The organism is Acidithiobacillus sp. HP-11 (assembly GCF_015100075.1).
GTDB classification, from domain to species: Bacteria; Pseudomonadota; Gammaproteobacteria; order Acidithiobacillales; family Acidithiobacillaceae; genus Acidithiobacillus; species Acidithiobacillus thiooxidans.
Genome location: NZ_JACKYY010000018.1, coordinates 1 through 12791 on the forward strand (window position 1 = coordinate 1; position 12791 = coordinate 12791).

15 protein-coding genes are annotated in these 12791 nt (G+C 50.3%); 11 read left to right on the plus strand and 4 right to left on the minus strand.

Features of this window, described 5'->3' with window-relative positions; all coding sequences use genetic code 11:
* Window positions 1-116: 116 nt before the first annotated feature.
* From H7F08_RS07055 to H7F08_RS07070, 4 genes are all read right to left on the minus strand, one after another.
* The gene (locus H7F08_RS07055) at window positions 117-713 is read right to left on the minus strand and encodes a pilus assembly protein TadG-related protein (RefSeq protein WP_227487833.1); all 597 of its coding nucleotides are present in this window, start codon (window positions 711-713) and stop codon (window positions 117-119) included.
* Between the two features lie 96 nt (window positions 714-809).
* A complete protein-coding gene (locus H7F08_RS07060) occupies window positions 810-1088 on the minus strand; it encodes a Flp family type IVb pilin (protein WP_010637584.1) in 279 nt (92 codons plus the stop codon).
* 629 nt (window positions 1089-1717) lie between these two features.
* Complete coding sequence (locus H7F08_RS07065) at window positions 1718-2683, minus strand: OmpA family protein (RefSeq protein WP_193640213.1); 966 nt, start codon at window positions 2681-2683, stop codon at window positions 1718-1720.
* Window positions 2667-3374: a helix-turn-helix transcriptional regulator gene (locus H7F08_RS07070; RefSeq protein WP_010637588.1), complete on the minus strand. Its 708-nt coding sequence runs from the start codon at window positions 3372-3374 to the stop codon at window positions 2667-2669. Before H7F08_RS07070 ends, H7F08_RS07065 begins: the two co-directional genes overlap by 17 nt.
* Window positions 3375-3699: 325 nt before the next feature.
* Between H7F08_RS07070 and H7F08_RS07075 the strand changes: the two genes are divergently transcribed.
* The 11 genes from H7F08_RS07075 (at window position 3700) to H7F08_RS07125 (ending at window position 12787) form a co-directional block, all read left to right on the plus strand.
* Entirely contained in the window at window positions 3700-4551 is an 852-nt protein-coding gene (locus H7F08_RS07075; protein WP_237747475.1) for a type II secretion system F family protein, read from the plus strand.
* Between the two features lie 236 nt (window positions 4552-4787).
* The gene (locus tag H7F08_RS07080; protein ID WP_226831342.1) at window positions 4788-5429 is read left to right on the plus strand and encodes a type II secretion system F family protein; all 642 of its coding nucleotides are present in this window, start codon (window positions 4788-4790) and stop codon (window positions 5427-5429) included.
* Window positions 5429-5812, plus strand: coding sequence for a DUF192 domain-containing protein (locus H7F08_RS07085; protein ID WP_193640214.1), 384 nt, complete (start codon window positions 5429-5431; stop codon window positions 5810-5812). The genes H7F08_RS07080 and H7F08_RS07085 overlap by 1 nt, the downstream gene beginning before the upstream one ends.
* 14 nt (window positions 5813-5826) lie before the next feature.
* The gene (gene ffh / locus H7F08_RS07090) at window positions 5827-7203 is read left to right on the plus strand and encodes a signal recognition particle protein (RefSeq protein ID WP_193640215.1); all 1377 of its coding nucleotides are present in this window, start codon (window positions 5827-5829) and stop codon (window positions 7201-7203) included.
* A 69-nt stretch (window positions 7204-7272) separates the two neighbouring features.
* Window positions 7273-7533, plus strand: a complete 261-nt coding sequence (gene rpsP / locus H7F08_RS07095) for a 30S ribosomal protein S16 (protein WP_065974347.1) — start codon at window positions 7273-7275, stop codon at window positions 7531-7533.
* The gene (gene rimM / locus H7F08_RS07100) at window positions 7517-8032 is read left to right on the plus strand and encodes a ribosome maturation factor RimM (protein ID WP_193640216.1); all 516 of its coding nucleotides are present in this window, start codon (window positions 7517-7519) and stop codon (window positions 8030-8032) included. The genes rpsP and rimM overlap by 17 nt, the downstream gene beginning before the upstream one ends.
* The gene (gene trmD, locus H7F08_RS07105; RefSeq protein WP_035210727.1) at window positions 8032-8775 is read left to right on the plus strand and encodes a tRNA (guanosine(37)-N1)-methyltransferase TrmD; all 744 of its coding nucleotides are present in this window, start codon (window positions 8032-8034) and stop codon (window positions 8773-8775) included. Before rimM ends, trmD begins: the two co-directional genes overlap by 1 nt.
* 22 nt (window positions 8776-8797) lie before the next feature.
* A complete protein-coding gene (rplS, locus tag H7F08_RS07110; RefSeq protein WP_010637603.1) occupies window positions 8798-9142 on the plus strand; it encodes a 50S ribosomal protein L19 in 345 nt (114 codons plus the stop codon).
* A 54-nt stretch (window positions 9143-9196) separates the two neighbouring features.
* Window positions 9197-10402 carry a hypothetical protein gene (locus H7F08_RS07115; RefSeq protein WP_193640217.1) on the plus strand — a complete coding sequence of 402 codons (1206 nt, stop codon included), beginning with the start codon at window positions 9197-9199 and terminating at the stop codon, window positions 10400-10402.
* Window positions 10403-10414: 12 nt separating this feature from the next.
* Entirely contained in the window at window positions 10415-11326 is a 912-nt protein-coding gene (xerD, locus tag H7F08_RS07120; protein ID WP_010637605.1) for a site-specific tyrosine recombinase XerD, read from the plus strand.
* An 87-nt stretch (window positions 11327-11413) separates the two neighbouring features.
* The gene (locus H7F08_RS07125; protein WP_010637607.1) at window positions 11414-12787 is read left to right on the plus strand and encodes a hypothetical protein; all 1374 of its coding nucleotides are present in this window, start codon (window positions 11414-11416) and stop codon (window positions 12785-12787) included.
* Window positions 12788-12791 lie beyond the last annotated feature (4 nt).

The window sequence follows — 12791 nt, forward strand, 5'->3', positions numbered from 1 at the left end:
GGTTTCAACAGTCTGCTCCAGTCCGCCAAATCCAGGGCACGGGGCTATCGCACCCACAAGAATTTTATTAACATGGCTTACCTCGTACTGGGTAAGCTGGATCTCAAGCTACCCACTTAAAACAGCGAGGAACCTTCAGCAACTGCTGTCATTGCTCCACCGGGATGATTGTTGCCTCCTCCTGGATCGAAAACACCGTTAGCAAGATGATAGGCTTCTTGCGAACCACTCAAAGCCGAATCGGCTAAATCCAATGCGGGTAGTAAGACGTTGCTTGCAGTTTCGATGCTTTGATTCAGCACGTTGGTGCTTTGTGCAATGGCATTGGTAATGGTGGCTATGATTGAGCCTACACCTGGAATGATCTGGGCAAAATTTCCAACATTCCGGATATTAACACCCAGACTATTTATGTATCTTCCCCAGGAAACAAGACTGATTGTCTGACCAATAGCTACTTGATTTGCCACCATAGCACGATTGGTGTAAGCAATAAAATTTAGTTCGCGCGCTTCCATTTGCATGGCTGAAAATGCTGCCGCGTCAGCCGCATTCTGGGTTTTAAGTTTGACAGCTGTTTGCTGTCCGGTATTAAAAACAAACAACACTGCTAACAGTATGACTGGAATTAAAGCAACAGAAAATAACGCTGCCTGTCCGGATTCTGCGATTTTTTTCGCAGTAAATATCATATTTATAGACGTTGAACGCATGATAAATTCCATATTTATATGAAGTTGATGATCCGGATAGGTGCGTGTGAAATTATTTGTCAATTGGAATGAATAAAAATTATAAATTAAGAAAAGTTATTTTCCTAAGTCAGATTTGTAATCGCTCATATTTTTCTGAATGGCGGCATTGCCTGTTGCTTGCCCCGCAGTGCCTTGCGCTGCAGTGATTTCGGTTCCTCCACTTTTACCCGATAGTTCCTGGGAAATACCCGCCATTTGATGGCGTAACGTCTGCCCAAAATAGGAAAATACTGCAATTCCAGTTATGGCTATGAGGGCAACGATGATAAGATATTCTGTCATTCCTTGACCGCACTCTTTTTGCTGGTTTGACGTGGATAAATAATGTTTCATGAATCCTCCATAATGGCCGGTTAATTGATTGGTGTTGTATTATTTAAGCACACTATAAAAACATGGACAATATGGTCAATAGTCACGCATTTTATTTTTTAATTATTTGTAAATATTGAATAAATATTTTTTTGTAATTATGGTTTATGATTTAATTTTTTTAACAATTATTACTTTTTATAGTATAAATATTATTTTATAGTTTTTTTCTGATGTTTTGTATTAAATTTATGACAAATAACGTTATTGTATAGTTTAAATATGGTAACTTTTGTTGTTGAGTTATAGTGTGACGTGTGGCAGATTGATGCTCGTTTTTGTTACAATGGTGTATCAGTTTATTTATGGACGCAGCTGCAACTGCGGCTAACCATGTGCTCGCAGATTTTTATCACATAGTAGTGGGCGAGGATATGTGTGGAAGAAATTTCAGGGTGCTGGATCGCTCGGTTTAAGTGAAGCTAAATTTTGCAGCAAATACTTCTGAGCTGCTGGAGTAATAGCATGAGTACAACTTAAGAGTCGGTTTGCAAACTTACATCCTCTGGATGTGGTTGATGGCTGAGAACGAAATAAGGATTCCCGGCTTGTGAAAGGATCCTGCTCGGTACGATAGAATCAAGTTACGATTATGCCATTTTAATAATTTCTACGCGTCTGTTGATGGCTCTATTTGCCTCAGTATCGTTGCTAACTAAGGGTCTGCTTGATCCATAGCCTGTTGTTTCAAGGCGCCGGGGATCAATGCCTTCGGCAATTAAGGCGTTTTTAACAGCTACCGCCCGAGTGACAGATAACTTTTGATTGTAGCTTTCTGCACCTGCCTGATCTGTGTGTCCCTCAATTCGTACATGTAACTGTGGATGCTTCTTTAGCAGATCACTCAATGCCTTCAAGGAGGGTTGGGCATCTGTCCTGAGGGTTGAGCGATTGAAGTCAAAAGGTAAATGCAAAGAAAATTGCCCTTTATTATTCAGTTCATAGAGCATGTTCTCGCTAGTCAGAGGGTCAGACGAACTGGACACCATCCCGTTTTGCATAGGCTGCGTCTGTATTGCATATACTGAAGCATCCTGGGAGTGACCGAACAGGGTGTTGTCGTTGATGAAAACTAAAGTACGTACTCCATCAGCAGCTCGATGTTCTGCTGTTAACATGCGCCCGTCATCAAAAAGAAAATTTTCCACGCCTCCTGTATAGCCTGTCGGCGCGTTTCGCCAGAGAGATGTATTAATGGATGCATCTCCATTGGTTCTGCAATTATGATTGGCGCACTGCCATAAAATGTGGAACCCTGCATGCTGCAAAGCTTGTTGATAGTTGCGAATCACTTCTAATGGCGAGCGATCTCTGGGAACCTGATATTTGATATAGGTGATTTGGCCCTCCAGTGTTTCAGAACGGGTTAGAGCATTTTTACCTAATGGTCCCAGTGGAATTGTTATTTCATCGTAATGAGCACTGCGATAATTATCCACTACGCTTCCGGGGTATCGCCCCAGAAAGGGGAGATCTTGACCATTTTCTGCAAGGATAGATGTTGATCCTGCTAAAGATAATGTCAGAAAGAAGAAAATATTAAATCTGTGACGCATGCTGTTCACTCCAGTCAGAAGTGGCCCCGAAAGGCAACGTGGCGATTTGTTTTTTACTGCCAATGGTCCTTAGGAGGCGCGCGAGGAGCATGCGCCTGTTTGGCACCCCATGGCGTCGGCATAGTGCGGCTATCCGGGAACGTATGGTGCTTTCACTCTGTCCAAGTTGCAGTGCAATTTGGCTTTGACCAATACCATTAACCAGTAATTGTGCAATACGTAAATCTGTTGGGTTTAGTTCAGGATGAAAAGGGTATTCTATTTCTAATCTGCTGTGCAGGAAGGTTAGCCCTGCCTGAATTTTTTGCATTTCTACAGCAGTTAGTATTCTTTGTGTGTCGAGATGAAACAGTATGATCTGCATGGGAGTGTCATTGCAGACGAAGCTTGACGCGATTTCCAGTGAGGTCATGACTGTGTGCGGAGTTGGGGTGTTCCCCGTGGCTTCCCTTTGCGCCCGAACGATCAGTTCCCGTGGTGGGGTGGGCCAGCGCCCCGCAGGGTAGCGCCACCAGCAATGTGTTTGCCAGCTCTTGCTTTGTCGATGAATACGGTAGGTTTTTATCTGTCGCAGCCAGCCTAGATCACGCCAATGTTGGGCCATCTGTGTCGGGGATAGCTGTAAATTGTTGTTCAAAAGCGTTGCATCTGTGCCCTGAAGTTTTGTCTGGGCCAATAGTTTTAACCACATCGTTCGCTCCCTCCATTACGGAAGTTGATACATCTATAATATTTTCAAAAATAATACTGTTATTTTTCATAATGTCAATATCATATATCAAATGGATAAAGACCTCTTTCATGGTTTTATAATTTTTGTTTATCAGTTTATATATAGATAAAAAACATGTAGTTATAATATATTTATTATGATTATTGAACATCTTTTTAGAATTTTTAGCTTATGATTAAATGATTCTGTAAAGCAGCTGTGTGTTATGGCTGAAAATGTAATGCTGATTACAATGTTTATTGTTTTACGATTTGTCTGAGCTTCTTTTTTGAGTGGGAGAGACGTGTTGCGACATGAAGCATTTGCTTTTCTAGTCTTTATGGCCGTTCTGGGCCTGACTCTGCTGCTATCATTTGCTGCCCGTCAGCTTCTGTATAGAGGACAAAACCGCTTCGCTCGGGACAGTCAAATGGGGTTGAAAAGTCTTTTCATTTTTGCGGACCCCGTGTTGCTCTGGAAATTGAATCTTATGTTGCTGGCTGTTCTGCCTGTTCTGACGTGGTGGGCATCGGGGTCAGTTGTGGTCGCTGCCGGGGCTGCCTTTTTGATCCTGCTTCTGCCGCGCCTGATTATGCGTTGGCTGCAGAAGCGACGCTTGGACCGACTGCATGCGCAGTTGCCAGATGCGCTGATGATGTTGGCCAGTGGACTGCGTTCTGGTGCTAATTTGCAACAGGCTATGGAGGGGCTATCTCGTGATCTCAGTCCGCCCATCAGTCAGGAGTTGGGTTTGGTGGTGCGAGAACAGCGTCTTGGAGCTGCTTTTGAAGATGCGATTGATCATCTGGCGGAACGTATACCTAGTCCAGATGTACAACTGGTCGCTTCCGCATTGCGAATTAGTCGGGAAGTCGGAGGCAGCCTTGCAGATACAGTGGCACGACTGGGAGAAACTATTCGCAAGCGACTGATGATGGAACAGAAAATAAAAGCATTGACTGCGCAGGGCCGTCTTCAGGGGATCGTCATGACGGCGCTTCCTGCATTGATTATTTTGGCCCTCTTGCAAATCGAGCCGCAAGCTATGGGTGCATTATTTAGTACGACCCAGGGATGGGCAGTATTGGCCGTTGCCATTCTTTGTGAGTTTTTGGGTTATTTTTGGATACGGAAAATTGTGAGTATTGAAGTATGACAAAGCTAACAATATGGTTAATTGCCGTACTGATAGGGTTGTCTATTGCTGTTGCAATTTATGGCTTGGGTTATCTGGCACGCCAGATGGAGCCCTCGCCCAGGGACTACATGGATCCTTTACCCAAAGGGTTGAGGCTGCTTTGGCCCATAGTTCAATTTGTTCGTTCAACATTGGTTATTTTCATTCCCGATCGTTTGCTGTTACCGGTACATCAACGGTTACAAAGAGCGGGTATGCACTACTTGCTGAGTTCCAGAGAGTTTGTTGCACTGAAAGTTCTGAGTACGACGGTACCCTTGATTTTTTGTGTGTTGTTATATCGGGTTTCAGGGTTGTTCAATGTTTGGCTGTTATTTTTGACTATGTTGTTTGCGAGCTTTTATCCTGACATCTGGTTGGTTGAACAGGCCAAGCGGCGTGGGCGTCTTATTCTAAAAGAGTTACCGGTTTACCTGGATTTCATCACCCTTATGATTGAGGGAGGGCTTAATTTAACCAGTGCGATGCAGGTGGCTGTTGATAAGGGGCCTGCAGGCCCGCTGCACAACGAGTTCGCGATCATGATTCGGGAGTTGCGATCCGGTACGGCAAAAATGGATGTGTTTCGACGCTTTGGAGAGCGCGTATCGTTGACGGAAGTACGCAGTCTGGTCAGTGCGTTGGTTCAATCAGAGGAGCGTGGCGGAGATCTGGGACCAGTATTGCGTGCTCAAGCAGAACAGCGACGGGAAGAGCGTTTTTTGCGGGCAGAAAAATTGGCTCTTGAAGCACCAGTCAAGCTTTTGGCGCCGCTGGTGGTTTTTATTTTTCCGATTACCTTCCTGATGCTGGCTTTTGTGATTTACATGAAATTTTTACAGGAGGGCGGATATTGATGTCAGTAGGCTGTATCTCTCGGGGAGAAGACATTTTATGGACAGAAGTGTCTTGCGCCAGTCATTTTGGAGATCGTCTGCGTGGGCTGTTAGGGAAAAGTCATCTCAATGCTGACGCAGGACTGCTATTGATGCACGTAGGCAGTATTCACAGCATAGGCATGGTTTTCCCCATGGACGTGATTTTTCTGGACCAGAACAGGCGGGTTACTGCTTGTCATAGCGATTTGCCCCCCTGGCGTTGGCGATTTTGCCGTGCTGCAGTAATGACCCTGGAAGTAGCCGCTGGCGGCATTAGGTTTTATGGCGTTGAACCCGGCCAGCGGCTGGAATGGCGTCCGCCATTGCACGACTGCGTCATACAGTCCAAAATCCACCCCTGATATGAGGGGGACCCATGTTTGACAATCTGACCCAAAAACTCACCCAGACTTTTAAAAACCTGCGTGGCCAGGGGCGTTTGAGCGAAGACAATATTCGTGACGCCCTGCGTGAAGTGCGTTTGGCCTTGCTGGAAGCCGATGTGGCGCTGCCGGTGGTGAAAGACTTCATCAACAAGGTGCGCGAATCGGCGCTGGGGGAGGAAGTGGTGAAAAGCCTGTCGCCAGGGCAGGTGTTTATCAAGATTGTCAATGATGAGCTGGTCAAGCTCATGGGCGAGCACAATGACCGGCTGGATTTGAGTGCCCGACCCCCGGCAGTGATTCTTTTGGCCGGGTTGCAGGGTTCCGGTAAAACCACGACCAGTGCCAAGCTCGCTTTGTGGCTCAAGGACAAAGAAAAAAAGCGGGTCATGATGGTGAGTACCGACGTTTATCGGCCTGCTGCCATGGAGCAGTTGGCGCATCTGGGCAAGGATATTGAGGTAGAAGTATTTCCATCCCGTCCAGATCAGCAGCCGGTGCAGATTGCCAAAGATGCCTTAGAGGCAGCGCAGCGCGGGGTATTTGACGTGTTGATTGTCGATACCGCCGGACGCCTGCATGTGGATGACGCCATGATGGCGGAAGCTCAGGCTTTGACCGCTGCCGTCCAGCCGGTGGAGTTGCTGTTTGTGGTGGACGCCATGACAGGTCAGGATGCTGTCAACACGGCCAAGGCTTTTAATGATGCCTTGCCGCTGACCGGTGTCATTTTGACCAAGGCTGACGGTGACGCGCGTGGTGGGGCCGCCTTGTCGGTGCGGGCCATTACCGGCAAGCCCATCAAGTTTATGGGTATTGGCGAAAAAATCCGCAAGGGTCTGGAACCTTTTTATCCGGATCGACTGGCTTCGCGTATTTTGGGCATGGGCGATATTGTCAGCCTGGTTGAGCAGGTTCAACAGGATGTCGATGTTGAGCAAGCGCAGAAAATGACCGAGAAGCTGCGCAGCGGGAAAGGTTTTGATCTGGAAGATTTTCGTCAGCAACTCCGGCAGCTGGAAAAAATGGGTGGCATGTCGAGCATTATGGATAAATTGCCGGGTATGGGTGAGCTCCCCGCCGAGGCACAGGCGGCCATGCAGGATGGTAAACCCATGCGTCGTCTGGAGGCCATTATCAATTCCATGACGCCCGGCGAACGTCGGCATCCGGAAATCATCAAGGCTTCGCGCCGTCGCCGCATCGCTGCAGGCGCTGGAACCACCGTAACGGAGGTCAACAAGCTGCTCAAGCAGTTTGAGATGATGCAGAAAATGTTCAAAAAAATGGGAAAAGGGGGACGTGGACTCAGCCGTTTATTGGGGATGAATCCCAAATCGATGTTAAAGGGCGGTTTACCCTTCCGTTAGAGCTTGTTTTTAGTTACGATACGCGCCTTTCTCCCGTCCAGTGGGAGAGGACATGGTTAAGGAGAACACATGGTAGTTATTCGTATGGCCCGGGGCGGCGCCAAAAAGCGGCCTTTTTATCACATCGTGGTGACGGATAGTCGTAACCGGCGCGATGGCCGTTTCATTGAGCGCCTGGGTTTTTACAATCCCATTGGCGCTACGGCCGAATTGCGCATCGACAAAGAGCGTGCCGCTTACTGGCTCAGCCAGGGCGCGCAGCCTTCAGATACAGTAGCCAGCTTTTTCAAGAAAGAAGGCGTGAGTAAGACGGGTGTCGCTGCCGCCTGAGTCTGAAGAATGGGTGGTGCTGGGAAAAATTTCCGGCATCTACGGTGTGCGTGGAATGGTAAAAGTGTTCTCTTTTACGGATCTGCGTGATGCCATTCTCGACTACTCACCCTGGTTTTTGGGTTCTGAACTACGGCCTTATGTGTTGGAAGAGGGGCGTATGCAGGGTGAGGGTGTGGTTGCCAAGCTGGCGGAAGTCAGTGACCGGGAACAGGCCCGTGCCCTCATTGGTCAGGAGATCAGAATTGCGCGGAAGTATTTACCGGATCTGGAGCCCGGTGAATATTACTGGCGTGACTTGATTGGCATGCGGGTGCTGAATCAGGAAGGCCTGCTTTTGGGAAAAGTGACGGCTTTTCTCGAAACCGGTGCGAATGACGTTATGGTACTGGACGATGAAAAAGGCGGGGAATTGCTGATTCCCTGGTCAGATACAAGTGCAGCTGGGGTGGACCAGAGTGCCGGACTGATTACCGTGGACTGGCAAGCGGACTGGTGATGCGTTTTGATGTCATCACTATTTTTCCAGAGCTGATTCACGGTTATCTGCGCGAGGGGGTACTGGGGCGGGCCCAGGCGCGTGGGCTGATCCAGATACATGCCTGGAACCCTCGCGATTTTAGCGATAATGCGTATCGCCGCGTGGATGACCGACCTTTTGGTGGTGGTCCAGGAATGTTGATGATGGCGCCCCCGTTGTTGGCAGCCATTGCTGCGGCACGCGAAGCAAACCCCGGGGCGCCGGTGATTTACCTGTCCCCCCAGGGGCAGCGTCTGCAGCAGGGAGCCGTGCAGGGCTTTGCCGGTGCAGACGGATTGATTTTGCTGGCAGGCCGCTATGAAGGCATTGACGAGCGGGTGCTGGCGGCGGTGGATGCAGAATGGTCCATTGGCGATTATGTACTGGCAGGTGGGGAGTTGCCTGCCTTGGTATTGATTGAAGCAGTGGCCCGGCAATTACCGGGTTTGTTGGGACATGCGGACTCGGCAGCCGAAGATAGCTTTGCGGATAACGGCTTGCTGGACTGTCCACATTTTACGCGCCCGGAAGTGGTGGGGGACGTAAGGGTTCCGGAAGTTTTGCTTTCGGGAGATCATGCCCGGATTCGTAGTTGGCGCCTGCAACAGTCATTGGGGCGTACGGCTGAGCGGCGTCCGGATTTGTTGGCGCAGCGCGTTTTGAGTGCGCGTGAGCAGAAGTTATTGGATGATTATCGCCGTCAGGACGGCGAAGTGCAGTAATACTAGGCGAAGGAGCAGGGCTGTGAACATCATTGATGAAATCAACAAAGAACAGGTTCAGTCGGAACTTCCGGCTTTTGGCGCAGGCGATACGGTTGCCGTGCATGTCAAGGTGAAGGAAGGCGACCGCGAACGTATCCAGATTTTTGAAGGAATCTGCATTGCCCGTCGCAATCGTGGCCTGCATTCTGCCTTCACGGTGCGGAAAATCTCTAATGGTGAAGGTGTGGAACGTGTTTTCCCCTCTTATTCACCGCTGGTCACCAAGGTGGAAGTCAAGCGTCGCGGTGATGTGCGTCGTGCCAAGCTTTACTACCTGCGTAATCTGTCTGGTAAGGCTGCCCGCATCAAAGAAAAACTGGGCTGATGATTTCTGCTGCGCTTCCTGGCGAAGGCCGGGTTCGCTTTGGATAATCTGATTATGACGCCGGCGTCCAGGGAAATCCTGGAACGCTGGCGTTCTGCGTCTGTTGTTGGGCGGGCCGCCCTGTGGGCCGACCCGGCTCAGCAGTTGTTGCTCCATTCGGCCTGGCAGGAGGATATCCTGCCGTACTGGTGGAGTGCAGCGGGCAATACGGAGGCCTTGCAGGTGGTGGTGGATAGTCAGTCCATCTGGGCCGCTGCTGGGCAGCTTCCTGTCGAGATCTTGGCCGCTGCGGTAGGTATCCAGGAAGAGAAACGCGCGTTATTGACTGCCGCCCCTTTGCCGGATTTGCTCAAGCTGGAAGCCAGTGCACCCATGCCGCTGGATATGGAAGTCGATCTTCTGTCCAAAGCGGTGGAAGAAGCTGATCTGGAGCATCTGGTGCCTTTGCTGCAGAGCATGGCCGATGACGAAAATGCCCGGCGTGTGGTGCTGAATCGGCTGGCCCAGCGGCTGGCGGATGACAGCCATGCGCAAGGCCTTCGTAGTATTCTGTTTGGGGAATGGCATGACGCGGCAGCCGGGCTGCCTGCCCGGTCTTTTGCTTTGGGGGCTTTGGCTTTGCTGCATAGCCATTGGCAGCAGGCTCCCGGTGTTGCGGTGGTCGTGCCGGAAGGGCGGGCGAGCCGCGATCCTGAAGTGGATAAGCCCTTGCTGCATGCCCTGCGCGAGCGTGATCTGCCCGCCTTCATGGGGCGGATCCGGGCTTTGGGCGACCAGCCTCTGGATGCCATTCGGCAGTTGTTTCTGACGGTAACCCTGATGATTATTGAGGGGGATCATCGTCATGATCCCCAGGCGCTGATGCGTTTATACGTCTGGCTGGGAACCCTGCTGACCTTGCCCCATCGCAGTTTGCGCCAGGCTCGTAAGGTGTTGTTCAGTGCTGCCGCCTGCACTTTTGGCTTTGCCGGTTGGCAGCGCCGTGAGGATTGGCCGGATTTCAGTACTCTCGCTGCTTATCGGGATAGGGCGTTGTCCGAACCGGTCCCTGCGCATTTTACCTGGCAGGGAGCACTTTATGCCGCCGCTTCCGGAACGTCTGCTGATTGGTGGCTACAATTGGCCGAACGGGCGGTTGCCCAAGGGAATCCCACGGGTTTCTGGCCGATCTGGCGAACCGCGCAGCGCGCCGGACAGGTCACAGGAGGACCCTTGGCATGGATTCACCCTTTGGTCGTATTGCGTTTTTATTTCGATTAACTAAACCGCCTCATGACGATGGCATCACCCCCGTCTGAGGATCGTCAGCGTATTGATGTCTTTCTGGATGCGCTCTGGCTCGAAAAAAATCTGGGCGAAAACACCCTGGCTGCCTATCGGCAGGATCTGCTCCAGCTTTGCTCAGCACTGGCAGAGCAGGACGCGGATTTATTGAGTGCAGATGCCGGGATGCTGGCGCGTATTCTTGGACAAAAGCTGCAATCCGGCGCAGCAATGCGTTCGGTAGCCAGGATGCTGTCCAGCATCCGCCGTTTTTATGGTTATGCGCTGCGTGAGAGTTGGGTAACCCACAACCCCAGCCAGAATTTGCAAAGTCCTCGTCTTGCCCGCTATTTGCCCCATGTGTTGAGTGAAACACAAATTGAAGCCCTCCTGACCGCGCCCGATCAGACCCGGCCGCTGGGGTTGCGCGACGCGGCGATGCTGGAGTTGATGTATGCCTGCGGCTTGCGGGTTTCCGAGCTGGTCAATCTGGAAATGCGGCAACTGGATCTAAGTGCGGATCTGGTGATGGTTTTTGGCAAAGGCCGCAAGGAACGGCTGGTGCCCATGGGGGAAATGGCGGCTGAGCGAATAGCGGCTTATTTGCAAAATGCCCGCCCCCGGATTCTGGGTGGGCGTATTTCTGCAGCCGTATTTGTGACAGCTCGCGGGGCGGCGATGACGCGGCAGCGTTTCTGGCAGAATATAGAAGCTTATGCAAAGGTCGCCGGTATTGAACAGTCGGTTTCACCCCATAGTTTGCGCCATGCTTTTGCCACCCATCTGCTCAATCATGGTGCTGATTTGCGCAGCGTTCAGTTGATGCTGGGGCATGCGAATCTGGGTACTACCGAAATTTACACCCATGTCGCCCAGGCACGTCTCAAAGCCTTGCACGAAAAGCATCATCCCCGCGCATAGGATTATTTTTCGCTAATTTGGACTTGCAGCCTGGCGCGTTTCGACTATCTGTAAAGTCAGGTTTACGACCATCGAGCGTGGCAGAATATGATGCAGCTTCCTTCCATCCGTCCCCAGCGTGACCCCAACACCGGCATAGTCACCATTGATAATGAGCCGGTGATTTTTCACTGTAATCATTACAATCGCTTTTTGCAGTTGGTGGTCGAAGATTGTCACTACATTCAGCGTGATCCTATTCTCAAGCAATCGGCGGCTGAGGTCAGCTTCCGGCAACTGCAGCAACATTTTAAATCCTGTCCGGACTGGTCAGTGGAAGATCGGCTGGCGTATGCAGAAGCTGTTTACCGATTTTGTGGATTTGGTGATTTGCCTCTGGCCTCTTTTCACTTGCCTGAAAATCCCGAAAATGCTTTTCAGATTATCGAAAAAAATTCCCATTACGGTTTTGCCCTGCGTCTGAATTATGGGAAAAGACGCTGGGCAGGAGAACATTTTGACCTGGGATTTGCTATTGGTGCCTTATCTGCAGTTTATGAGGCACCATTTGCCGGTCATTTGGGAAATCGTCTTGGTGATCAGTCTCTCAGCCGTGGGGACGAACAAACAGAACTATGGATGAGTCAAATCCATATTGCCAATCCGGACGGAAATATAGTGGGTACGCAGGCCATTGCGGAGGTGCGATTACCTTCAGAAGCGGCGGATATCCCTGAACGCACGGTTGGTCTGCATGTGGATGAAGCGGGTATTATCGCGGCAGTCAGCGGTATGCCGCTTCAGGGCGATGAACATGGACTGATACGGGAATTTGGCGTTTGTCTGACACGTCATTATGCGGACTATTACAATTTGGTGTCTTTTCGCTTTGAAGCGGCGCTGGTTAATGCCCTGGCGACGCATCCTCTTCTCGATGAAATGCTCTGGTATGAATATCCCGCCCTGTTTTATTACAAGGAAAAATTTGCGGGATTACAGGGTAAGGATCTCGCTGATACCCTGCTTATTGAAGCCGGTCATATCTGTGGTTTCAATACGATGGGTGGCATTATGCGCTCGGATCCCTGGTATCAACTGGTGGTCCCGCAATTACGCTGTCGTGAGGATTGGCTGGCGGGTATTGTCGCCTGTATTAATGCTCTCGGCTGGGGTGTCTGGCGAATTCATGAACTGGTGCCCAACGAACGTCTGGTGCTGAGGGCCTGGTATCCCTATGAATCTCTGGGTTATCTGCGGAGTTTTGGCAGGGCAGATCATCCCGTGGATTATTTGCTGACGGGTATCGGCGCTTCCTTGATGAACCTGCTGTACAGTGCCGATATTACCGCCAAACCCGATCTGAGCCTGGAATTTTATTATCAGGTGAATCGTTCAAAGGCTGGTTTCTGGGGACGACAAAGCGCCTGCGTGGCAATGGGGGATCCCTATTCAGAAGTGATTGTCGAGCGCAACGTCCTGTAGCGCT